Annotated in this window: 24 protein-coding genes, 2 tRNA genes and 1 pseudogene; 17 read left to right on the top strand and 10 right to left on the bottom strand. The window is 29.9% G+C overall.

Annotated features, from left to right (window positions below; genetic code table 4):
• Nucleotides 1-159 precede the first annotated feature (159 nt).
• From A6V39_RS01965 to A6V39_RS01945, 5 genes are all read right to left on the bottom strand, one after another.
• The gene (locus A6V39_RS01965; RefSeq protein WP_187149990.1) at nt 160-774 is read right to left on the bottom strand and encodes a restriction endonuclease subunit S; all 615 of its coding nucleotides are present in this window, start codon (nt 772-774) and stop codon (nt 160-162) included.
• An 88-nt stretch (nt 775-862) separates the two neighbouring features.
• Nucleotides 863-1,336, bottom strand: a complete 474-nt coding sequence (locus tag A6V39_RS01960) for a restriction endonuclease subunit S (RefSeq protein ID WP_187149989.1) — start codon at nt 1,334-1,336, stop codon at nt 863-865.
• A gap of 358 nt (nt 1,337-1,694) precedes the next feature.
• Nucleotides 1,695-1,904, bottom strand: coding sequence for a hypothetical protein (locus tag A6V39_RS01955; protein WP_187149988.1), 210 nt, complete (start codon nt 1,902-1,904; stop codon nt 1,695-1,697).
• Between the two features lie 248 nt (nt 1,905-2,152).
• Nucleotides 2,153-2,542 (bottom strand): hypothetical protein, encoded by a 390-nt coding sequence (locus tag A6V39_RS01950; protein ID WP_187149987.1) that lies wholly within the window; start codon nt 2,540-2,542, stop codon nt 2,153-2,155.
• Nucleotides 2,543-2,623: 81 nt separating this feature from the next.
• Entirely contained in the window at nt 2,624-2,908 is a 285-nt protein-coding gene (locus tag A6V39_RS01945) for a hypothetical protein (protein ID WP_187149986.1), read from the bottom strand.
• A 216-nt stretch (nt 2,909-3,124) separates the two neighbouring features.
• Between A6V39_RS01945 and A6V39_RS01940 the strand changes: the two genes are divergently transcribed.
• The 4 genes from A6V39_RS01940 to A6V39_RS01925 are packed head-to-tail and all read left to right on the top strand — an operon-like array spanning nt 3,125 to nt 9,493.
• Nucleotides 3,125-3,961: a hypothetical protein gene (locus tag A6V39_RS01940; protein WP_187149985.1), complete on the top strand. Its 837-nt coding sequence runs from the start codon at nt 3,125-3,127 to the stop codon at nt 3,959-3,961.
• The gene (locus A6V39_RS01935; RefSeq protein WP_187149984.1) at nt 3,946-5,691 is read left to right on the top strand and encodes an ATP-dependent helicase; all 1,746 of its coding nucleotides are present in this window, start codon (nt 3,946-3,948) and stop codon (nt 5,689-5,691) included. Before A6V39_RS01940 ends, A6V39_RS01935 begins: the two co-directional genes overlap by 16 nt.
• A 5-nt stretch (nt 5,692-5,696) precedes the next feature.
• The gene (gene aspS / locus A6V39_RS01930) at nt 5,697-7,373 is read left to right on the top strand and encodes an aspartate--tRNA ligase (protein ID WP_187149983.1); all 1,677 of its coding nucleotides are present in this window, start codon (nt 5,697-5,699) and stop codon (nt 7,371-7,373) included.
• Nucleotides 7,373-9,493, top strand: a complete 2,121-nt coding sequence (locus A6V39_RS01925; protein WP_187149982.1) for a class I tRNA ligase family protein — start codon at nt 7,373-7,375, stop codon at nt 9,491-9,493. The genes aspS and A6V39_RS01925 overlap by 1 nt, the downstream gene beginning before the upstream one ends.
• A 1,227-nt stretch (nt 9,494-10,720) precedes the next feature.
• On the opposite strand, the gene A6V39_RS01920 is transcribed toward A6V39_RS01925, so the two are convergent.
• The 3 genes from A6V39_RS01920 to A6V39_RS01910 form a co-directional block, all read right to left on the bottom strand.
• Nucleotides 10,721-11,035, bottom strand: a complete 315-nt coding sequence (locus A6V39_RS01920) for a hypothetical protein (RefSeq protein ID WP_187149981.1) — start codon at nt 11,033-11,035, stop codon at nt 10,721-10,723.
• 558 nt (nt 11,036-11,593) lie between these two features.
• Nucleotides 11,594-12,208, bottom strand: coding sequence for a restriction endonuclease subunit S (locus A6V39_RS01915; RefSeq protein ID WP_187149980.1), 615 nt, complete (start codon nt 12,206-12,208; stop codon nt 11,594-11,596).
• 76 nt (nt 12,209-12,284) lie between these two features.
• Nucleotides 12,285-12,764, bottom strand: coding sequence for a restriction endonuclease subunit S (locus A6V39_RS01910; protein ID WP_187149979.1), 480 nt, complete (start codon nt 12,762-12,764; stop codon nt 12,285-12,287).
• Between the two features lie 99 nt (nt 12,765-12,863).
• Here A6V39_RS01910 and A6V39_RS01905 point away from each other — a divergent pair, with 99 nt between their 5' ends.
• Complete coding sequence (locus A6V39_RS01905) at nt 12,864-13,262, top strand: hypothetical protein (protein WP_187149978.1); 399 nt, start codon at nt 12,864-12,866, stop codon at nt 13,260-13,262.
• Nucleotides 13,263-13,403: 141 nt separating this feature from the next.
• Entirely contained in the window at nt 13,404-13,958 is a 555-nt protein-coding gene (locus A6V39_RS01900; RefSeq protein ID WP_187149977.1) for a hypothetical protein, read from the top strand.
• On the opposite strand, the gene A6V39_RS01895 is transcribed toward A6V39_RS01900, so the two are convergent.
• Nucleotides 13,946-14,446: a hypothetical protein gene (locus tag A6V39_RS01895; protein ID WP_187149976.1), complete on the bottom strand. Its 501-nt coding sequence runs from the start codon at nt 14,444-14,446 to the stop codon at nt 13,946-13,948. The two genes, A6V39_RS01900 and A6V39_RS01895, sit on opposite strands and share 13 nt — an antisense overlap.
• Before the next feature lie 14 nt (nt 14,447-14,460).
• On the opposite strand from A6V39_RS01895, the gene A6V39_RS01890 reads away from it, so the two are divergent.
• The 5 genes from A6V39_RS01890 to A6V39_RS01870 all read left to right on the top strand — a co-directional run bounded on the left by A6V39_RS01890 (nt 14,461) and on the right by A6V39_RS01870 (nt 17,616).
• Complete coding sequence (locus A6V39_RS01890; RefSeq protein ID WP_187149975.1) at nt 14,461-15,321, top strand: MPN551 family DNA-binding protein; 861 nt, start codon at nt 14,461-14,463, stop codon at nt 15,319-15,321.
• A complete protein-coding gene (locus A6V39_RS01885) occupies nt 15,314-16,360 on the top strand; it encodes a DHH family phosphoesterase (protein WP_187149974.1) in 1,047 nt (348 codons plus the stop codon). Before A6V39_RS01890 ends, A6V39_RS01885 begins: the two co-directional genes overlap by 8 nt.
• A 16-nt stretch (nt 16,361-16,376) precedes the next feature.
• Nucleotides 16,377-16,468 (top strand) — tRNA-Ser (locus A6V39_RS01880).
• Between the two features lies 1 nt (nt 16,469).
• Nucleotides 16,470-16,545: transfer RNA gene (locus A6V39_RS01875), tRNA-Trp, on the top strand.
• A 12-nt stretch (nt 16,546-16,557) separates the two neighbouring features.
• Nucleotides 16,558-17,616: a calcium:cation antiporter family protein gene (locus tag A6V39_RS01870; protein ID WP_187149973.1), complete on the top strand. Its 1,059-nt coding sequence runs from the start codon at nt 16,558-16,560 to the stop codon at nt 17,614-17,616.
• Here the strand turns inward: A6V39_RS01870 and ileS are convergent.
• On the bottom strand, nt 17,549-20,125 hold the full coding sequence (ileS, locus tag A6V39_RS01865; protein WP_187149972.1) for an isoleucine--tRNA ligase: 2,577 nt from the start codon (nt 20,123-20,125) through the stop codon (nt 17,549-17,551). The genes A6V39_RS01870 and ileS overlap by 68 nt on opposite strands.
• Before the next feature lie 101 nt (nt 20,126-20,226).
• Here ileS and gmk point away from each other — a divergent pair, with 101 nt between their 5' ends.
• The 6 genes and pseudogenes from gmk (at nt 20,227) to A6V39_RS01830 (ending at nt 23,957) form a co-directional block, all read left to right on the top strand.
• Entirely contained in the window at nt 20,227-20,796 is a 570-nt protein-coding gene (gmk, locus tag A6V39_RS01860; protein WP_187149971.1) for a guanylate kinase, read from the top strand.
• 13 nt (nt 20,797-20,809) lie between these two features.
• Nucleotides 20,810-21,667: an HAD-IIB family hydrolase gene (locus A6V39_RS01855; RefSeq protein ID WP_187149970.1), complete on the top strand. Its 858-nt coding sequence runs from the start codon at nt 20,810-20,812 to the stop codon at nt 21,665-21,667.
• A 343-nt stretch (nt 21,668-22,010) separates the two neighbouring features.
• Entirely contained in the window at nt 22,011-22,508 is a 498-nt protein-coding gene (locus A6V39_RS01850) for an NADPH-dependent FMN reductase (protein ID WP_187149969.1), read from the top strand.
• 13 nt (nt 22,509-22,521) lie between these two features.
• Nucleotides 22,522-23,232: a purine-nucleoside phosphorylase gene (gene deoD / locus A6V39_RS01845; RefSeq protein ID WP_187149968.1), complete on the top strand. Its 711-nt coding sequence runs from the start codon at nt 22,522-22,524 to the stop codon at nt 23,230-23,232.
• Between the two features lie 16 nt (nt 23,233-23,248).
• On the top strand, nt 23,249-23,395 hold the full coding sequence (locus A6V39_RS01840; protein ID WP_187149967.1) for a hypothetical protein: 147 nt from the start codon (nt 23,249-23,251) through the stop codon (nt 23,393-23,395).
• 41 nt (nt 23,396-23,436) lie between these two features.
• Nucleotides 23,437-23,957, top strand: a pseudogene (locus A6V39_RS01830) (phosphorylase family protein).
• The last annotated feature ends 3 nt before the right edge of the window (nt 23,958-23,960 follow it).

The raw sequence follows: 23,960 nt of genomic DNA, 5'->3' as shown, positions 1-23,960 counted from the left end.
TGGCTGTGTTTCTTAGATTTTTAAAATGTTTAACTCTACCTTCATGGGAAATCTTGTCATTTAACTTAAGTCCACCAAAACAACTTAATATAGCTACCCCCCCCCTAACAAACTACCAATTAATTTTTTATTCATTTTTTAAAAAAGTAGCTTTTAAATCTAAATTAGCAATTTATCTCTGTAGTATTCATATTGCTGTTTTCTCAAAAATATTTCAGAAGGCAATCCTTCTTTAATACTGTTTGATAGTTCTCAAAATTTATCTAATAAATTAACAATTTCTTGTTGTTTTTTTAAAGAAGGAATAGGAATTATTAACCTCTTAATATTTGGCGCACCAGAATTAACAACTCTAAGTTTTATTTTTCCATGCTTTTTTTGTTTTTGAGCATCTGTAGTAGATAGAGCATAAGTTAAGTATTTTGGATTTTGCTTATGTTTCATAACAACAATGCCGTCACCAACTAATATTTTTTCTTCTCCAATGTAAGTACAAGCTTTTTCAATATCTTTGGTATTTTCGCTAATTATGGCAAATAATATATCTCCTTTTTCAGCATATTTCTTAGTTTTCAATAGATTCTCATCCACTCCAAATGGACACTTATCAAAATAAATTAAATTTGAAGTATGAATTCACCCATATCTAACACATGGATGTCCAACCCCTTCAATAACTTCATCCTTTTTTATTCCAATTCCTCTATATAGTTCAATTGCTATTTCTCCTAATGTTAATCATTCGATCTTGTTATCTTGTTTGAATGAAAGCAACTCATCCCTATAATGTTCATATTGCTTTTTTCTTAAATTTAGCTCCTCACAAAGCTCCTCACAAAGCTCCTCAGATAACTCTAAGAATTTATCTAATATCTTTGCTGTTCTGTTCTGATAAAGACGGAAGCAGCAATTCTACTTTTTCAATTTGCGAAAAGTAAAGATTAGGTTGAGTAGCACATTCTGCAAGATTAAAGAAATCCTCTCTTTTTGAAAGTAAAAAATGATAGAGTCACCTCCTATTTATTTTTGTTTCATCAGGATCAATTCTGCCGGTAGCGGTATTTAAGAAAAATATTGTATTAGTATCATTTATCCCTACTTTACCAGTTGTATTGCCCGACATTGCAATGACAATGTCATTAGACTTTATTTGATATTTGCTTAGATTTTCTTTAAATTCTGAAGGATTAAAAAATGTTAATCCTTCTGTAATAATCTTTCCATTTTGTATATTCTTGATTTTTAATATTGGTAGTCCTTGACTTCTTTGCTTTGAGGCTTTGAAATTAAAGCCTTTTTGGAATTTACAAACATCTCCAAGAGTTACTAATTTCATAAGTCATTCGTAGTGAATTTTAAAGTTCTTGAAAGAAAATGGTTGTGTAGATTATTAGTTTATGTTGTAGGCTTCATACAAATTAAACTTTCATTGTAATATTTGTAGTTTCCTTGATCATTGCTTATTTATAGCAATGTTTTTTTATTTAATTAATGTGTGAATTTTGTATCCCTAAAACTCTATTCAGTACTTTTGGACCAAAGTTCTTATTTATTTTCGAATAATAACTAGATTTGGTATTATTTGAAGACAAATTACTTAATTCAAACTTATTTAATGTGGTCGTAGCAATAAATGTTTCACAGAAAGATGATAATCCACCTTTAATTCATAATTTAAATTTCTTGGCTATATCTTAACTATTTCATGCTTTATCCCTTCCACACTCCGTACACCAACCATCGCCACTAATACAATTTTCAAGATTCTTGAATTTTTGTGCTTGTTCAAAACAATGATCTCTAAATGATCTAAAGTTTGGATATTGATTTTTACAACTTCCTATCAAATCAAATTGTTTATCTAATTTATCATACTGTTTTTTCAAATTTCATCATCCTCTCAATTAGGAAAATATCATCCCTTGAGAACAGGATCTTTTGAGAAAGTTTGACTAGTCTGACTACTTTTTTCTTGTAATCTATAGTGTTTTTAGATTTAACTCCTCCCAAAGATGCCGCTACCAAAGTTACCCCCCTCCTATCAAATAGCTTACAGTTTTCTTATTCACTTTTAAATTCAGAAAATTTAACTTTTATTAAAGTAAATGAGACAAAATTAATATGCTAGGTTAATTAAAAAATTTTAGGTAGTTTAGCCCTGATATCAACTTTTGTCTATCACACAAACATTACACCAACCAGCACTGGGGTTACAGTCATCTCATCCTCCCTTTTGACGAGTTATGAAACTATAACAATAATCTCTCATTTCTTCTCAAGTTTTAAGTATTTTTCCATCTGCTTTATTGTCTCTTTCGTGATGTTTTTTCCAAACTCTAATATCCTCTCATTTTGGAATGTGATAGCCTTTAAACCCTTCATTTATGCTGGGAATAGCATCATTAAACTGAGATCTTAAGCCCCCAAAATATCTAACTTGTCCATCGTAATCCATTTTCTTTTTGGCCTCTATTCCTCCGAATGAACCCAAAATAATTGTAACCCCCCCTCCTAACAAGCCACCGATTATTTTCTTATTCATATTTGAAAACCTAAGAAGCGCTAATTTTATTAAATATTTAACAAGAAATCGTTTTGGCGATGATATTTAAGAGTTTACAAATTAATCTTTTACGTTCCATATTGGGAGCCAACTTTTATCTATTAAACAACTTTCACACCAACCAGAAGAAGAGCTGCAATTTTCTAGCGACTCTTTCGTAACCATTTCGTAGCAAACATCTCTTAATTCTTCAGGCCCACTTAAAATCTTAGTGTTCTCTGTACCTCAACCACCAATATTAATTTTTTTGCCCCCCTCTTTACTGTAAAGTTTCTTTCAAACTTCAATATTTTCTCATTTTGGAATCCGTCAATTGTCATCAAAACCAAGACCTTTTTTTGGCAATATATCGTTAAACGAAGTTCTTAGACCTCCAAAATGCCTAACTTTATTGTTGTAATCTATATTATCCTTTAATTTAATTCCTCCAAAAGATGCAACTACAATCGTAACCCCCCCCCTAGTAAGCCACTTATTACTTTTCGATTCATATGTTTTTCTGCTATTTTAAAAAATAAAAACTTGGCATTTTATGTTTCATAATTTAAGATTTAAATTTTAGTGTTCTTACCGGATAGGGATTTTTTCATTAAGGAAAAAAGAGTTTTATTAACTAGAGCAGGAAGGGAAAGAGTTAGATCATCAAAGATAACAGGCACTAAGATACCTTTCTTTTTTGATCTTAAATATTCTCCCTTTATGAGTTGAGCAAGAATTAATAATTTCTATGAAATAAGTAAGGACCCTAAAGCTTGAGAAAGATATTTAATAAATATTGAATTTAAGATAAGGGGATTTGTTAATGATGAAATTAATATGGACTTTAAGGGGTATTCTCCTGATAGATGTAATGTATTTGATCATGAAGTATTTGGAGGAGTGCCAGATGGTGAGGAGTTTGATGCTAATGGAAAAGTAACTTCAATTTTAGAAATTAAGACACCCCATTGAAAGAAACCTAATACAGTTGATATTTATGAATTCTTATTGCAATTAGGTCTTTATTTGTATTTGAGAAATTTAGATGAAGGTTATTTATGTGTAGCTTTTTTAGGAATGGGAGAAGTATGGAAAAGGAAAGATGAACATCTTGATTTATTTCTTACTGATTTCACTGAATTAGAGCCATTCTTTAAAGTAGGAAGATGAGATACTTTACTTCCTTCTCAATGAAAAGAATTTAATAATTCTCCTTTTGGTTTTGATATTTTGGAATCTAAGAAATACACTAATAGTAAATATGAAATACATTTAATGAAAGTAAAGATAGATATGGAAAAGTATGGAGCAATAATGAAGAAATTTGAAAATTGATATTGAAAACATAAACATGAGAGTCCTGATTTAGACGTTAATCAAGATACACAGTTTGTTAAAGAAGCATGGAATGGACATTAAACGAGAAGCAAAAAGAGGCTGTATACGCACCACTTAATAGTCATACATTAGTAATAGCACCAGCAGGAACAGGAAAGACTGAAGTACTAGTATCAAGAATTCTTTATTTATTAGAGAACTCAATAAGACCAGAAGAGATATGCGCTATTACTTTTACTAATTATGCAGCTAATGAAATGTTACAGCGTATTAAAGAGAAATTTAATGATGTGAGAAGAATGCCTATTGCAATAGGCACTTTACATTCTCTTTATGGTCAAATGCTTAGATATGATATTGATGATTTAAATACTAGTTTAGATTACAGATTTAAGATAGCAGATGAGTTACAACAGTGTTCAATATTAGAGAATAAAGAAATTAAAGTTATTAGTAACTTTAAATACATTAAGCAATTACGCAAACTTAGTAATTTAATTTCAAAACATAAAGTTAGTAAGCATTTAAATCCTCAAAATACTACTGATCTAGAAAAAGAAGGATTAGTTTCTGTTTATGAAAAATATGAAATGATTCTTAGGAGACGGAAGATGGTGGACTATGATGACTTACTTATTTATATGGATAAGCTCTTTGAAGAGAATCCAAGAATATTAAATTATTGAAGAAATAAATATAGAGTAGTATTAGTTGATGAATGTCAAGATTTAAGTTTACTTCAATTTAAATTAATTACTAGATTAATAGGAGAAAACTCTATTTTCTTTGGAGTGGGAGATCCACACCAATGTATTTATGCTTTTGCTGGAGCACAAAAAAATATATTTAAGAAATTTAAAGCTTTTTTCAAAAATAAGAATTATGTACAAATTGATTTATTAGAGAACTATAGATCTACAAGAAAGATAGTTGATTATTCGAATCAGATTAAATTATTTGAGCCTTATGCAAAAGTAGTTAAAGATGAAGAAGGGCTAGTAGAGGTTATTAGTGTGCCTGATTTAATAGAGAAATTAAAGACTGAAGATTTATCTCAATGAGTAGTATTATTTAAAGAAAATAAACATGCTGATTTCTTAATAAAGCATGCTATTGAGAATGGAATACCCTTTAAAGCTTCTTTATTTAAGCTTATTGAGAGAGATGAGATACAGATAATTATTAGTTATTTAAGACTTATTTACTTTAATAATTTCAATTCATTTTGAAGATTAGTACAGCTTAAGAGTATAGAGTTAAGTGGAGATGCAAGATGGAAATTATTTAAGATAAATCCTACTGGAGAACATTTAACTCTTTATGCTAGGTGAATAGAGGGAGAAGAGCAAAATTGGTTTGATAATCCAGAAGATTGTGAGAAATTAAATACTTTTTTGAGAAAAATAAAGGAACTTAGAACACAAGATATCTCTAATTTATCAAAGTTAGCAGAAAGCTTAATACCACACTTATTTAAAGTAGAGTTAAAGGGAATTAAGAAAGAGAGTATTTCTTTATTTATTAAATGATTGGATAATATACAACCAGAAAAAACTAGAGAATCAGCAGAGAAAATAGTTTTAGATATAGAGAATAAAGCTAAATTCTTTAAAGAGCCAGAAGAAAATGAAGATCCTAATTATTTAACTCTTATTACTATTTACAAATCTAAGGGCTTAGGATGAAATAATGTGGCAGTTTTGGAATATGATTTATTACAAGAATGCGCTAGGAGAAGGGATGAAGAGAATGAGTTTTTAGAATATGTCTCTGTTACAAGAGCTAAGACTAAACTGTTTTTGATTAAATAGAATGGATGGTATTACTTAGGGAGAGGAAATTAATTAAGGAGCAAGTCTTTGAAGAAAATAGTAGCTGAGTAATAGCTGGTTTTCTTAGAGTAGTAAAGAATATTGGTAAATTAATATTTACTAACATTGAAGATCTTTCTGGTTCTATTCAGGCTTTATTTTTTGATAGGGAGATACTTGAATTAAAGAAGGAATCTATATTACTTATTAAGGGTACTTTAAAGAAGAGAAAGAATGTTAATAGTGCAGTTCTTTATGGGGAGTGGGAATTAATAGTGGATGAGTATGAAATACTTTCAAAAGCTTTAAAGGTATTACCTTTTGAAATAAATCCTTTAGTAGATAAGCCTTTAGAGCCCACAAGACTTAAATATAGATATTTAGATTTAAGAAGAGGACTTAAAGATAGCTTAATAAAGAAATCAAAAATATTAAGTATCTTTAGGAATAATTTACTTAATCATAACTTTATTGAAGTTAATACACCAGCATTATCAGTTTCAAGTCAAGAAGGAGCTAATACTTTTGATACTATTATTGAACAAGATAAATCTAAATATCTCTTTTCTTTAGCTCAGTCTCCTCAGCTTTACAAGCAATTATTAATGATTGGAGGCTTAGAGAGATATTTTCAATTTGCTAATTGTTTTAGATTAGAGGATTTAAGGGCAGATAGGCAATATGAATTCTCACAAATTGATATGGAAATGGCTTATGCTTCACAAGAAGAGTTATTTGAAATAATAGAGAGTTCTTTAGCTCTAGTATGGAAGGAATTAAAGGGAGAAGAGCTTATTAGACCTTTTCCTAAAATAAGTTATTATGATGCTCTTGCTAAATATGGTTCAGATAAGCCAGATTTAAGATATGAATATTTAATAGAAGACTACACTATTTATTTTCCTTATTTATTAAATCAAAATAAACATACTAAAGCATTTGGTTTATTTATTCCAAATATAGAGATATTTCAAGTTGAATCTAAGTGAATTAAATCAATAGTAACTACTAATCAGATCTATATTTTGAAAATAGAGAATGGAGAAATAATTAAGAGTTCACTATTAACAATGGACTATCCAGAGTATGGTATTGAGGAATTAGGAACTGCTGTTACTAAGGGAAGTGGTACTTTATTATTAGTGACTTGTGACGACTTTACTTTTAAGAATGCTTTGACTTCTATGGGAGCTATGAGAATGTGATTTTCTAAGAGACCTAAAGCAGAATTAGCTAAAGAATTTAAATTTGCTTGAATAGTAGATTGACCTTTATTTGAATACAATGAGGCGCGAAGAAAGTGGACTATAGCTCATCACTTATTTACTAAGCCCGCTTCAAATAGCACTACTTTTGAGATGAAAACAGAGCTTTCTAGGGGCTATGACTTAGTACTTAATGGTATTGAGTTAGCTTCTGGTTCTGAAAGAAATAATGATCTAGAGGTGCAACATTATGTGTTTAAGATGGCTGGATTAAGTAATTTAGAGATTGAGAGTAGTTTTGGATGGTTTTTAGAGGCATTTAATTATGGCGTGCCTCCCCATATGGGAATAGCTATTGGTATTGATAGATTAATACAACTATTACTAGGAGTGGAGAATATTAGAGAAGTAATAGCTTTTCCTAAGAATAATCATGGTATTTGTCCTTTAACAGGAGCACCTAAAATTGTTGAGTAATGGGTGTTTATGATGCTAAGTTAATTGAAGAAAAGTGAATAGATATTTGAGAGAAGAAAAAGACTTACAAGTTTCTAGATCATCCTAAGTTAGAGAAAAAGTACATTCTAGATATGTTTCCTTACCCTTCTGGGGCAGGGTTACATGTAGGACATTTAAAGGGCTATTTAGCTACTGATATCTTAACAAGGTATTATAGGATGAAGGGCTATGTTGTATTTCATCCCATGGGATGAGATGCATTTGGATTACCAGCAGAACAATATGCTATTCAGACTGGTAATTCTCCAGCAGACTTTACTTTAAAGAATATTAATGCTTTCAGAAAGCAATTAAAGAGATTAGCTCTTTCTTATGATTTTGAATGAGAAATAAATACTTCTGATGCTCTTTATTATCAACATACTCAATGAATTTTTTCACAAATGTACAAGCATGGATTAGCTGAACTTAGAGATACTTTAGTTAATTGGTGCGAAGAGTTAAACACTGTATTAGCGGATGAAGAAATAATAGAGGGAGAAGATGGGAAGAGATATTCTGAGAGAGGCGGATATGAAGTAGTTCCTAAGCGAATGAAGCAGTGAGTATTACGAATTACTGCTTATGCTGATGAATTGTTAGAGGATTTAAAGGAATTAGATTGGCCAGAGAATATTAAGAAAATACAAGAGAATTGAATTGGAAAGGGTCAGAAATATCAATTTGCTTTTGAATTTGAGAATAATAAGTATTACTTAAATTTAGATAAGCCTAGTGATATTCTGAGACTGAAGGCAGTAGGGATACATGCTTTTTCTAAGCTAAGAGAGAAGTTAGAAATAAATGAGAATTTAAGAGAAACTAATTATTTAATTAAGAGTTTATTTAATAATAAAGAGTTACCTATTCATTACATAAAGAATGTTGATTTTAGGACAGAGGAGTTATTGCCTATATTAGGAAAAGAAGTAGAGGAAGAAGTTAAAGAGGGCTTTGTTCCAGTAGTTACTTACAAATTAAAGGATTGAGTATTTTCAAGACAGAGATATTGGGGGGAGCCTATTCCTATTGTTTTTGATAAGGAGGGAAAGGATTATTTGGATGAGGAGTTGCCTGTAGTACTTCCAACTAATATTGAGTATTCTTTAAGTAGGAATGGTAGTTCTCCTTTAATTAATTGTAAAGAGTGGTTGGAGTCTAAGGTGGGGTACATAAGGGAGAGTAGCACTATGCCTAATTGGGCAGGCTCTTCTTGATACTTTATTGCTTATTTATTGAAAAAAGAAGATGGAAGTTATTATGACTTAGATTCAAAAGAAGCTAAAGCTATATTAAAGAGATGACTACCTGTAGACATATATGTGGGAGGGCAGGAGCATGCAGCTATGCATTTACTTTATGCTCGTTTTTGAAATAAGTTTCTTTACAAATTAGGAATAGTTGAAGTTAAGGAACCCTTTAAAGTTTTATTTAATCAGGGAATGGTACTGGGCTCTGATGGAAGTAAGATGTCTAAATCTAAGGGGAATTCAGTAAATATTGATGAGATTGTTGATAAGTATGGATCTGATGCTTTAAGAGTTTATGAGGCTTTTTCTGGTCCTACGTCACTTTCATTTAAATGAGAGGAAGAAGGACTTAAAGCTATGCAGAAGTGGCTTGGAAAGGTTTATTACTTCTTTAATGATTTAAGTAAGCTTGAGAAAGTAGCTATAGATGAGGAAGTGAATCAAATAGAGAATAAGTTAATTAGGTCTTTTGAACAGGTTATTCCTAGCCTTAAAGTAAATATGGGAGTAACAGAATTAATGATATTTATTAATGAGTTACAGAGAATTAAGAAATATAGCGAGAAAGCTCTAGTTACTTTCTTGAAATTTCTTAGTTATTATGCTCCAGCTTTAGCTGAAGAGCTTTATGAAAAAGATAGTTCTATATATGATTCTCCTTTTCCTACTCTAAATGAAGAAGGAGAGCAGCAAGAAGTTGAATTTAAAGTATTCATTAAAGGTAAATTTAAGTATTTAATTAATATTCCAGTTAATTTAAGTGAATCAGAAATAATAGAGTTAATTCAAAAAGAACATAATTCAAAAATAGTAGTTAAAGAAAAAAAAGGAATAATTTTAGTGCTTTAAGATGTAAATTCATAACAATAATCTCTCATTTCTTCAAATTTAGAAAATTTTTCCGCTTTATCATTTTCATATTGTGCTTAACTTTAAGTTTGGTCATCTAGTGGCTATTTTTTTATGAAAATTTTTACTGAGTAATGATTAATTTTGGCGTTACTTGAAATTAAATCTTTTGATTTAACACACCCAATAGCAACAACAAAAATAATTATCCCCCAACAAGTTAACGACTAATTTTCTGTTAATTTCCAATAGCAAATAAAGAAAAAACTTTAATAATCTTTTCCCACAACTAATTCTTTAAATTATCTTTTTTGGCTCTGGCTCTTAAGAAATTAGATAAGTTGTGCTTGCAGTTTTCATCTATCTTTATGTATTCAGATGCTTTAATATTGGAAGGAATTTATATTCTTCCATCATAAATAATAACTAAACTTGAAATATTTTCAAGATATCCAATCTCTCAAAAATAAAATTTGTTTTAAATTGGCTTTCTTCTGTTAGTTTAAGATCTTCAGTTAATAAGATAATAGCCATATTAAATTCAATATCTTTCAATTTATTAGTAATTTCTTCCATAATTATTGGATTAAATTTTTCCTTAATTAGGAAAGTTTCAACTTTTTTACAAAAGGATCTTCCTGATTATGAGCGATAAATATGTTTCTTTACTTGATTCATATTTAAGTCATGCTTGTGGCCTTTTTGAAGCTATTCAATAAATAAATTATTTTTGTTTGATTTTGAAAGTGTTAACCAAAAACTTTATTTAGATCTAAATGAATTTACACCGTATTGGTTTTGCTGTTTTTGCAGAAACTTTAGTGGCTGGCGAAATTGTGGCTACAGTTATTTTATTGAATTCTTCAAAGCCTGATGTAAATTATGTTGGAAAAACTCTAAAGTCTAAATATCCATTATTGAAAGCTCTAAGATCAAGGGGTTATTTTGTCATTCATAACAATAGTTTTTGACTAGAAGAAACTAAAAAACTACACCAAAGAAGTTGGTTGAAGTTCCATTGTTAAGTCTATCCATAGTAATCTTGAAAAAATAGGAGAAGAGATAGGCTTATTGGGGATTAATTTTTTTGAATTATAGAATGGTAATTTTCGGACGGGAGATAGAGAAATTGTCGATAAACCAGCATATTATGTAACTATAGTTGGGATAAAGAGGATTCAACAATTGAAAACTATCCAGAAGTCATGAAAGATTTATGTACTTAATTTAATCTCAACTTTTTCCTCTAGTGCATATTTCACATCATCCTTGTGAAGGGTTGCAATCAACCCAAGTTTGTTGTTGTTGCTCTAATTTTTGGTAACACCAGTCCCTAAAAGCTTCAGGGGATGCATAAGCTTTCTTATTATCTCCTCTTTCTCAATGTTTTTTTCAAATAGCGTCATCTTCTCATCGCGGAAAGTATCAATTGTTTCTTAATTCTGAATCAGGAACATTTTTGTTAAAGTGGTTTCTTAACTTCCCAAAATGGGCAACCTTTTTATTTCAATTTGTAGTATTGTTTAACTTAACTCCAGACAAAGAAGCAACTACAGCCGTAACCCCCCCCCTACTAAACTACTCACTATTTTCTTGTTCATATTTCTGAATTTGAAAACTTTAATTTTATTAATTTCTTGAAAAATTAGTAATTATCAGGAGTGTTGTATCAATTTTTTCCAATTAAACAAGTTACACATCATCCCGAGGAAACATTACAACCCTTGTATCCATTTACGACTTCTTTCAAAATCATTTCGTAACAAATATCTCTTAATTCTTCAGGACTACCTAAAAATTTAATAGTTTCCGTAGCTCCATCGCCAATACTAATTTTTTTACTATCGTTATTTTTGTTGTAAAGTTCCTTTCAAACCCTATCATCTTCTCATCTTGGTACACGATATCCTTCAGCACTATGTAAAGTGGGAAGTACTTCATTGAAAGATGATCTTGCGACCCCAAATTTTCTAACCTGCCCATTATAAGCAATCTTGTCATTTAACTTAAGTCCACCAAAAGAACTTAATATAGCTACCCCCCCCCTAACAAACTACCAATTAATTTTTTATTCATTTTTTAAAAAAGTAGTTTTTAAATTTAAATTAGCAATTTATCTCTGTAATATTCATATTGCTGTTTTCTCAAAAATATTTCAGAAGGCAATCCTTCTTTAATACTATTTGATAATTCTCAAAACTTATCTAATAAATTAACAATTTCTTGTTGTTTTTTTAAAGAAGGAATAGGAATTATTAACCTCTTAATATTTGGCGCACCAGAATTAACAACTCTAAGTTTTATTTTTCCATGCTTTTTTTGTTTTTGAGCATCTGTAGTAGATAGAGCATAAGTTAAGTATTTTGGATTTTGCTTATGTTTCATAACAACAATGCCGTCACCAACTAATATCTTTTCTTCTCCAATGTAAGTACAAGCTTTTTCAATATCTTTGGTATTTTCGCTAATTATGGCAAATAATATATCTCCTTTTTCAGCATATTTCTTAGTTTTCAATAGATTCTCATCCACTCCAAATGGACACTTATCAAAATAAATTAAATTTGAAGTATGAATTCAACCATATCTAACGCACGGATGTCCAACCCCTTCAATAGCTTCATCTTTCTTTATTCCAACGCCCCTATATAGTTCAGTTGCTATTTCTCCTAAAGTTAATCATTTGATCTTGTTATCTTGTTTGAATGAAAGCAACTCATCCCTATAATACTCATATTGTTTCTTTCTTAAATTTAGCTCCTCACAAAGCTCCTCAGATAACTCTAAGAATTTATCTAATATCTTTGCTGTTCTGTTCTGATAAAGACGGAAGGGAAATAATTAGCTTTTTGAATTTATTGATATCTAAGTATGGAATAGCACCTACTCCAACAAGAGTTGAATTTATTTTTTCTTGATTATTTATTAATCAGTGAAATAGATATCTCTTATTTAATAGTTCTTCATTAGGGATTAAAGCAAATAATCCATGCTTAAGATAAATTGAAGAATTAGTCTGATTTCATCCCACTTTACCAATAGTACCAATTCAAGATACAAAAATATCTCCAATATTTATTAAAGCAAACTCTATATTATTGGGATAGTCAGATGGATCAAAATAAACTAGTTTTTCAGAGTTTATTTTGTTGTTATGAATATCTGTTACTCTTAAGATAGGTAGTCCTTTATCTCTATATTTATTCTTTTGAAAAGCAAATCCCATCCTTAATTCACACACCTCCCCTAAACTTAGATTCTTAAGCGACATTTGAGGATTAATATATGTTCTTTAGGAAACTTGCTTTAATGTTTAAAATAATTTTAATTTTCTATATTAAGTCTCATTTTTTAAGTTTGGATTTATTTGATGTCATTTCTTGAATTATTGAAGAATTTGTCAACGCTGGTTTTAGACACTTCTAAACAGGCCCAAAAACTGAAAGATAGGGAGAAGAGACTTAAAGTAAAGTTAGATAAAGTAGCAGGATTTATTCCTAATATTGATGAGAATAATGCAAAGAGATTTTCTAAGAGTTTAAGAGATTTAAAGAGAGATATGAATAAGTTATTAAAGAGTTATGTGATACTTGAAAATATTTCTTTGGAGATTTGCAATCTTTCAGCAGAACAAATTAAAGAAGAAATAAGTTCTGAAACAGGAATATTAATGTCTAAGAAAGTTAAGGAGTCTGAAAGAATTAAGAAGGGCTTGCAGAGAATTAATAAATTACTAACAAAATTTAAAAAATGTCCAAAAATTTCATAATTGGTATTAAGATATTTTTGGGAGTTATTAGGGCATAATTCTTGAGTATTAAGAATCTGAACATTTTGATATCCTTTGTAGGGGTTTCAGGATGTTCTATTCTTCCTAAGTACCTTGGTTGTGTGGCGTCACATCCAAGTTGTGAGGTATAAGAATTTAGCTCTTGCGGGAATAGCTTTTACTTTAGCTGTTTTTTATGCTCTTTACAAACGATCCCCAACTATTCAACAATCATTAATTAAAGAAGGTTTTCAATTAGTATCTAATTCAGAAAAGAAGAAAGAGATTTACAACGATATATTAGAGAGACATAAAGAAGGAATTAATTCAATATCTCTGGATCAATATTTAATTGATAATGACAGAAAATGAGAGGCACTTAGTTTTTGATGTGATTTAGGCGTAAATAATAATAGCTTTTTCAGAACTATGGAAGATCATAAAAAATATTGTGTTATGGCAATAGAAGACAGCGCGAAAGATACAGGTAAAAAAATGTTGGATTCGGTCAAAAATTTGGAGGATGGTAAAGTCTCAAGATTTGTCAAACAATATCTTATTGTTGAACCAAAAAATGTTGAGGAATTAGGAAAAAAATGACTTTCATGGTGTCAAGAGAATAAATCAAAACCTCTGTGAAGAGCAACTAGACCTTTATCAATAAGTGTATATGAGTTTTGTTATTACAATACGTAAGATTTAGCTATTGATTTTCAAGTCAACTTAAATATCTTTAGTACAGTAAATATCCCATGTTTTATGTAATTAAAGAAACCTGCTTTCTTTCTCTTTGGTTGTACATCATAGAATAGTATTTCAAATCTATGTCAGAAATCAAATATATCTGCACCTTTCTTACCTTCTTCTTTACTTACTTTAACATTAGCTAATATATGCTTACCACAAGTATCAAATATCTCTACAAATCTAATCTTAAAAGTTTCATAATTATGTCTAGGAGTTCCACTTTCAAAATGAGCAATAAAACTTTGTCTTGGTGTAACTATTGTATCTCCCATACTACTAGTTAATATATTCTTATGTTCTTCTTCCATATGATCTACTACACTACTATAAAATAATATTGTTATTGCTTTTCTTAGTCTGATCAGAGCTATTTCTGCCTCTGTCTTTACTCTAAATCTCTTTATGGGATGACGTCAAGCACTAGGTAGAGTTTCCATTAATTTAAATATTCATGAAGTTTGATAAGTACGTATTTAGAGAGGATTTTATTTTCAAAAATAACAGAATACATTTAACTCCACAAGGATTAAGAAAATTATGAAGACCTAAGAAGTTAACTGGCTCAAGAATAGGAGCAGTATTTGGTAATGATACTTTCAGAACTCCCTTCCAAGCTTGATGTGATATCTTAGGCTTCTTTAAAGAAGATCCAGATTTATTCTTTATTAATGCAGGTAGAGTAATAGAGCCTAAATTAAAGAAATATGCAGAAGAGAAGATGGGATTTAAGTTCATAAGCTATGATCCAGTTAAAGTTAAATATGACTTATTCTCAACTAACAGAATATTTGGCGGAATACCAGATGGAGAAGAATTTGATGAGAATGGCAAAGTTATTTCTATTTTAGAGATCAAAACAGCACAGTTAGATAAATACAAGTGAAATTTTCAAGATAATCAATTTAAATTAGTATATGAGAATGGAGAACCAGTAGTGTCCCAAAAGGGAGGAGGGCTGATTAAATGATTTAAGAATGGCGAAGTATTAATACCAGAGAGTTACAAAGATCAGCTTTCACTATATCTTTATTTAAGAGGCATAAGTGTTGGTTATTTTTGTGTTGCTTTTCTTAAACATGAAGATTATTTAGATCCAGACAAAGTAGAATTTAGCTCTGAATTTAATAGTCAAGATGGTAAGAGAATTTTACTTTGGAAGAAATTTGAGATAGATTTAGAGAAAGAAGCAAAGAGAGTTGAAGAGGCTAAGAAGTGATATGAAGAACATATTATTAAAGGTATTAGTCCTGAATTAAGTACTAAAGACTTAGAGTGATTTAGATATGGTTATCCTGATTTAAGCCTTGCTTAAGAATTTTGTTTCTAAGTTCTTAGTTAAATTAAACGAGTACGAAAATATTGCTATTTTTGTACATATAGATCCAGATTTTGATGCTTATGCTTCAGCATTTGGACTTAGGAAATGATTGCAAGATAACTTTCCTAATAAGAATGTAAGATTAATGATTCCACAAGGAATACTTAGAGAAGAAGAGAAATTCTTATTTGATTATGATAAGCCTCTTCCTTCTGAAAAAGAATTAAAGACCGCTTTAGGAATACTCTTAGATACACCTAATACAGAAAGAGTCTTAACTCAACAGCATATCCACTGTAAAGAGCTAGTAATTATTGATCATCATCCTAAAATTAAAGGCTTTGCACAACTTGAATTTATTGATCCTACTTATCCAGCAGTTTCCCAAATACTTGCAGAAATCTTTTTTTATTTAGAGCCAGACTATGTCTTTAATTCTGAATTAGCTCAATATCTTTATGCTGGGATTATTACTGATACTAATAACTTTATGAGTCTTGCTGTTTTGCCCTCTACTTACCAAGCGCTCTCTAAATTAGTTTCAAAAGGATTAAATAGAAGTGCCATACATAACTTTATTTTTGTAAAGAATTACAAATTTAAGCTTTTTATTTCCGATGTAGTAAGAAGAGCTAAATTAACTAATAATGGCTTAGTATTTGCTGTTGTTGATAAGAAATTAATTAATAAATACTTTATTAAAGACTTTCCACATACAGTACCATTCTTAGAAAATATTCTTAATGTAGAAGTATGAACTACTTTAACTTATGATTTAAACTCTAGACTTTGAAGAGCTTCAATTAGATCTAAAGAAATAATAATTAATCATATTGCTAAATTGTATGGAGGGGGAGGACATAAAAATGCTGCAGCAACTCAATTTAAAAGAAAATCTACTTACTATAAATTATTAGTAACTTTGGATGAGTATTTGGTGAATGCGGGGTATGGAGGTGTTACAAGAACTGACTTTAAGTTTTGCCTTAAATTCGCTTTCTTCAAATTCTTTAGGTTCTATAAAAAGTTATAAAATAGAATGCTTGCAGGGAACAGTACCCAAGAGGCTGAAGGGGACGGCTTGGAAAGCTGTTAGGTATCTAAAAATTACGCGAAGGTTCGAATCCTTTCTGTTCCGCCACGGGGGTGTAGTTCAATTGGCAGAACAGCAGTCTTCAAAACTGCGTGTTGTGGGTTCGAGTCCTTCCACCCCCGCCATATTGTAAATTCTTGCATCCTTTATTATTCTTTGCTTTCCTATTATGCTTTATAGGAATAGTAATTACTGCTTACTGATCAATAGAATCAATAAAGGCTTTAGCTGTTAAATACAAACTCTCTGATACTTTTGTAGGAGCTTTATTTCTTTCAGTAGGAACTTCTTTTCCAGAATTTATTAACTCTATTGCTTCTGGTTTTCATGATAAAGGTCAAACCAATCCTACTTACGCTCTTTATTCTTTCTACAATGTAACTGGCGCTAATATTTGACAAGTAGTATTCTTGTCAGTAGCCATTGCTGTAATTACTATTAATTGTGCAGTAAAAAAAAAACAACAAGATTTAGATCAAATCTCTACGATTTTCTGAGAAGATAGTATCTTTTCTTGAGAATTAATTTTCTGAGAAACTATTCTTCTTATTGGTATTTTCTTTGTTCCACCTCTTTTTGAATCCTTTAATTTCAAAGGTTTCAATTTAATTAATTTAGTATTCCTATGAGTATGAATTTGATATTTAAAAAAGACTTATCAACATGACTCTAAGAACTCTAATAGGAGACTAGAATTCAATTTCTTTAATGATTGAAATAAATATTCTTTATTAGCTATTACTTTATTTCTTTGAATAGTATTTGGCTCTTTAGCTTATGCAAATTTTTATATTACTTCAATGTTGCCCCTTCCAAAGAGCGCAGCATTTGGAATAATACTTAGCTTTATTACTTCAACACCCGAATTCTCTGCTCTTTATTTCTTATTTAGAAAACGAGAATATTTAATAGCGGTAGGAGGTTTCTTTGGCTCTTCTTTATTTAATTTAACTCTTCCTACCTACACTAACTGAATAAGCTCTAATTCTTTAATGGGCAAGAGACATTTAAATCAAGACTTATCTAATAATAAAATAGGTTTCTGATTGCTCCTTAACTTACTACTTCTAGTATTGTTCTTATTTTCATTCCAAAAGAAAGAAAAATGAAGGAATACTATACAGATTGCTAATGGTTGTTCAATGATAACTCTTTATATTTCTCTGAATATTTTGTTAAATAGTCTGAGCATCTAGCACATAAATCATTATTTAATGACTTATGTCTTCTGCATCTTAAGCACTTAGGTAGAGAAGTTTTAACAACTTTTAATTCAGGAGCATCAAATTCAATTTCAGCTACATTTAAATACTTTTGATAATCAAGAGTACTAGCACTCCTATTAAGAAATACTTTAGTTTCAGGAGCACCTCCAATCTTCTCTTTCTCTATTTCTGCATAAATAGCTTCCTTTATTTCAAAGAACTCTTGTCACTCCTTATTAATAGTTAAAGCACTTTCAGAAATAGGTTCAAGTAACTCTAAAGCCACACTCTCTTTCTTATTCTCTTTATTTAAATAAGAATATGCTTCTTCTGCTGTTTGAGGAATAAATATACTAAATAATAGTAGTGATTTATGAAAGATTTCATAAATCACATATTGAGTTTCTTTGAAAGCTATACTTTCAGGATCTCCACAATATAGTAAGTCTTTAGAGATCTCTAAATATCAAGAAGAATAAATATTTAAGAAATCTAAATAGGATTTAATAGCTTTAAAGAAATGATAAGAATCTAAAGCTATAATAGCTTCTTTGTATTTTTCTTGAAATAAAGCATAAATATATATATTTTCTTCTTCCTTTAATTGCTCTAACTTTTCAACTTTAATATCTTTAAGCACCGATAGTGAATAACGAAAGAGAGTATTTCTTATTTTTCTATAGAGAGAGATAGCGCTTTCTAAAGAAGACTCACTAAGCTTAATATCTTCTAAATAATTATTCATAGCTAGTCATAATCTAAGTACATCAGCACCATATTTATTAGCTATATCTAAAGGATTAATTACATTACCTTTAGATTTAGACATCTTATTGCCATGTTCATCTAAGACAAAGCCATGAGCAATTAATTTTTTAAAGGGTAATTTCTTTTGTACAGCTAATGAAATAATTGAAGAAGAATTAAATCAACCTCTTAATTGATCAAAACCCTCTAAATAAAGATCAGCTGTATTATTTAAGATGTTCCAAGAACTGCCTGAATCAAATCAAACATCTAAGATATCTTGTGATTTAGTTATTTCTTTAAGTTCTTTGTATTTTGGATGCAAAAAGAAGCTAGCTTCTTTTTCATACCAAGTATTAATTCCATGTTTTTTAAGAAGCTCAATAGTATATTTAATTTGCTCTATATCTAGAATAGGTTTACCTTCTGAGAAAAGAATTACTATTGGAGTACCTCATGCTCTTTGTCTAGAGAGACATCATTCAGCTCTTGAAAGTAAGAGTGATTTAAGATGAGAACTTATTCAAGAAGGAGAAGATTCAAAACTAATTTCTTGTACTTGTTTTTGTAATTCTTTAATATTTATGAATCATTGGGGAGAAGCTCTGTAAAGTAAGGGTTCTCCTGTTCTTCAGTCATGCCCTACACTATGTGTTATTAACTCTACTTTAATTAAATATTCTTTAAGTTCATTAATAATAATCTCATTTGCATTTTCATAAAATACACCTCTTATTTTTTGAAATTGAGCTTCAGAAGTAAAATAACCATCTTCATTAATAGGACAATATAGTTCTTTGCCTCCAGTAGCCATATAGTCCTCTAAACCAAAAGCGGGAGCTATATGAACTATGCCAGTACCAGTTTCTTCAGTAATATAGTTAGCATTAATTATTTTTCCTTTGTAGTTATTTAAAGGATTAGTATAGCTAGCATTTAAGAAATAACTACCTAAATATTCTTGAGTTATTTCATAATTTTGAAATAGTTCTTTAAGTACTTTAAATCTAGCTTTACTAATTAATAAAGCTTCTTTTTGATTAGTAATTAATAAATAAGTTAAGTCCGGATGTAGAGCTACAAATCTATTAGCTTCAAGAGTGTAAGGAGTAGTAGTTCAAATTACTAATTTAGTATTAAGAGGAAGTTCTTTAAATCTATCTAAAGGAAAAGTAAAGTAAATACTTTTGCATTCTCTATTTTGAAAGACTATTTCTGATTCTGCTAGAGCTGTTTTTGAAGACCAAGATCAAGCTACTGGCTTTAAATCTCAGTACAATAATTTTTGTTCTATGAAAGCATAAAAAATATCTAATTCTGCATTAATAAATAAACTATCTTTAGTCCTATATATCTCTTTGAAATTTGTGAGTAAATTAAGCTGTTTAAATTGTTCTTTTTGTTTTCTTATTTGTTCATCTGCATAATTAGCGCAAGCTACTCTTTTTTCTAGAGAACTCTTTATTTTGTATTTATTATCAGATCTCTCTAATTTATTTTCAATAGGAAGTCCATGTGTATCTCAACCAGCTATGTAATTAATACTTAAGCCTTTAAGAGTTTGATATCTTAGTATGAAATCTTTAAGTATCTTATTAAGAGCATGACCTAAATGTATATCTCCATTAGCATAGGGAGGACCATCATGGAGAATGAATAATTCTCCTCCTCTATTACTTAGCTTTTCAAATACTTTTTGCTCTTCTCAAAAAGATCTAAATTTTTCTGCATTTTCTACCAATCCCGCTTTCATGGGAAAGGCAGTTGAAGGAATATTTAGAGTCTTTTTATAGGACACTAATAAATTCTTTCAATTATAATGGCGAAGGATAGACCTTTTTATTGGCTTAGAAGGTGCTTTCCAAGGGTAGATTATTCATAATATCTGGTTCTAGCGGTGTTGGTAAGAGAGCCATAATTGAAAAACTTCTTGCAAATCCAAGATTAAATTTAGTATTTTCTGTATCTTACACTACTAGAGCAAAAAGATTTAATGAGGTGCATGGTGTGCACTATTTCTTTATTAGTAAAGAAGAATTCATACAAAATATAGAGAGCGGAAAGATGTTGGAATATGCTAATTTCTTTGGAAATTATTATGGAACTTCTAAGGAATGAGTAGATAATACTTTAAATGAAGGAAAGAATGTAATATTAGAGATTGAAACATTGGGATTTAAACAGATATTAGAGAAATGTGATGATTTTGTTTCAATCTTTATTGAAGCGCCTTCTATGGAAGAATTAGAGAGAAGACTTAGAAAGAGAGGGACAGAGAGCGAAGAAGATATAAAAATCAGGCTATTAAAGGCTGAAAAAGAGATATTAGTAGCACCATTATTTAAATATCGTGTAGTTAATGATGTATTGGAGGATGCAATTAAAGAAGTTGAAAATATTTTTCTTAAAGCGATAAATCAGTAATTTCGCTTTGCATATGCAAAAAATTAAATGTATTTTTGTTGATATTGATGGTACTTTAATGAAAGAAGGTGCCTATTTTCCTAATAGTATCAGTGAAGCTAATATAGATGCTTTAAAGGATTATGCTGATGCAGGAGGTCAAATAATATTATCTACAGGAAGAGATGTTACTGAAACTATTAAGGTAGCTCAATATTTATCTAAGACTATTTCTCCTGCATCTATACCTTATTTAATTTGTTTAAATGGCGCAATAATAGTTAGATTTACTAGTGAATATCCAAGTATAGTAACTAGGTATTTTGAGTTAAATGCTTGTAAGCTTGTAGTTGATTATTTAGTTAAGAATAAATACAATTTTTTTTTGGCCAATAGCGATAAAGAACTCTACTTTACTAACAGATTATTTTCTAAATTAATGTTTTGATTGTTATTTAAAGATAGATATGAAAAAAAGTATTTTTCAGAAGAAATTAATTTAGCAAAAATACAGAAAGTAATGATATTCTTAAAGCTTCCTAGAGTTAAAGCTTTAAGAAAGAAATTAGTAGAGAAATTTGGAAGTTATTTTTATTTCTCTTCTGGTCCTCGCTTTTTTATTGAAATTATAGATAATAGGATTAATAAGTGATATGCTGCTCAAGAAGTGGCAAGATTATTAAATATAGAGATAGATAATATTGCTGTTATTGGGAATGAAGGTAATGATATTTTGTCTTTAGAGAGTGCTGGTTATGGAGCAGGAGTAGATTTAAGAGAGAAGAAGCATTTAAATTGAGATCCTGAGAAGATACAGTATCATACAACTAATAAATATTGTGAAGCTGTAGCTAATGTAATAAGAGAATTAAAGAGAGCAGGTCGTTATTAATCTTTATCACCCAAAGAACAAATAGCACACACCTCAATTAATTCTTGATTATTCTCGTTGAAATAATCACTAAATTGATTTTTATTTGCCTCTATTATTTTCTTTAAATTCCTAATAACTTTTCACCATTATTTCATCTCTTAAATTTATCTAATTCTTCCGCTTCAATAATATCTATAATTTCTTGTCATTTTTCTTCTGGAAAAAGAATACTATATCTTTCATTATCAATTAATATCCCTCTATTAGTCTTGCATTTTCATAACTACTTAAGCTCTTTCTCTCTATTTGACTCGCTAATAAAAGTGGTATACTACTAAAAACTAAACCAACAATGACAAAGATGTCACTGAAAAAGATCTTACTCATTTCAGCTTCTAACTCTGAACCTTCCATTAATAATGAAATATTGCAAGAAATTGTAAAGAAGACTGAATTTGATTCTCTTAATCTTCTTAAATACTCTAATATACCAATGTTAGTTAAATTTCAAAAAGTACCAGAAGAAATACATGAGTTGTATTTACTATTCAAAGAATACGAAACATTAGTATTCTTTGCTCCGGAACATAATGGCTATATTTCTGCTTTTTTTAAGAATATTATTGATTGACTAAGCAGGATAGAGATTGATTTTTTAAAGAGTAAGAATGTCTTATTTATTTCTGCCAGCATTACTGAAAGAATTAGTAGGATAATGCAGGCAGGCGTTGAGAATACTTTTACTATTTTCAATCCCAAGAGTTTTGAATTTATGAATATTAATAGATATGGTAAGAGTATTCAGGAGAATAGCGAAAAGATAAAAGATATTCTGGAAAAAGTAAAAACTTTTTTATAGAATTCTTGTTTTTATGAACATTCCACCTACCCCTCATATTAGCGCTAATAAGGGAGATATTGCTCCTTTTGTTTTGATGGCTGGGGATCCATTAAGGGTTAAGTGAGCGGCAGAGAAGTTTTTAGAAAATCCTAAAGTAGTTTCATCAGTTAGGGGAGCTTTAATTTATACAGGTACTTACAAGGGAAAGCCAGTAAGCATTGCTACTTCTGGCATGGGCATTCCTTCAATGGGAATTTATTCTTATGAATTATTTAATTTCTATGGTGTTGAAACTATTATTAGAGTAGGTACTACTGGCGGTCTTAAACCTGAGATTGGACTTAAAGATATTATTTTGGCTGATGCAGCAATAGCTGAAGCTCCAACCTACAACCTAATAATAAATGGTAGTGATGACAAAATAATTAAAGCGGATGCTGAGTTAGTAGTCAAATTGAAAAAATCAGCTGAATTACAAGGAATTCCCGTAAGACAAACAATGTGCTTTACTACAGAAGTTTTCTGAGCAGGTAGAACAGCGAGACAAGTAGTAGATATTTCTGGAGCAGATTGCATTGAAATGGAATCTTATGCTTTATTTGCTAATGCCGTTAAGACAGGAAAGAAAGCAGCTTCTTTATTAACAGTTTCTGATAGTTTAGTTACTTGAGAAGAAATTTCTTCAGAAGAAAGACAAACTACATTAGACAAAATGTTCCAAGTTGCTTTAGGAGTTCTTTAATCAGCCTGAATAGGTTGTGTCTTCAGCCCTTGCTCTAGGCATAGATGCATATAAATACGAAATTTCTAAGTTTGTCTTAATGCCTAGGGACCCTTTAAGGGCAAAGTGGGCAGTAGATAAATTTTTAAAGAATGCTAAAGAGTTTTTTCTGTTAGAGGAATAACTATTTATACTGGCACTTACAAGGATAAGCCTGTGAGTATTATGGCTTCAGGAATAGGTATTTCATCTATGGGAATTTATTCTTATGAATTATTTAGATTTTGTAATGTTGAGGCTATTATTAGAGTGGGACTACAGGCGCTCTTAAGTCAGATATGAAATTATTAGATCTTATTGTGGTTGATGAGGCATATGCCGAATCTCCCACTTATCATAAGATTATGAATGGAAGTGATGAAAAGCTTCTTAAAGCTAACCCAGAATTAGTTGCAAAATTAGAAAATTCTGCTCAAGAACAAGGTATTCCAGTGAGAAAAGCAAGATGTTTTACTACTGAATCATTTTGATCTGGAAGAACTGCTGAACAAATTATTGAAATTTCTAATGCTGACTGTATTGAGATGGAAAATTATGCTCTTTTTGTTAATGCTATTAAGACTGGCAAAAAAGCTGCATCTATTTTGACAGTAGTAGATAGTTTAGTTGCTTGAGAGGAGATTACAGTAGCAAGAAGAGGGGATATTTTAGAGCAAATGTTTGAAGTGGCTTTAGGAATTCTTTAGCTA

This window comes from Candidatus Mycoplasma haematobovis, from assembly GCF_001645765.1.
GTDB lineage: Bacteria > Bacillota_I > Bacilli_A > Mycoplasmatales > Mycoplasmoidaceae > Eperythrozoon_B > Eperythrozoon_B haematobovis.
Note: the sequence above shows the minus strand (reverse complement) of the source record. Positions and strands in the feature narration are given on the sequence as shown.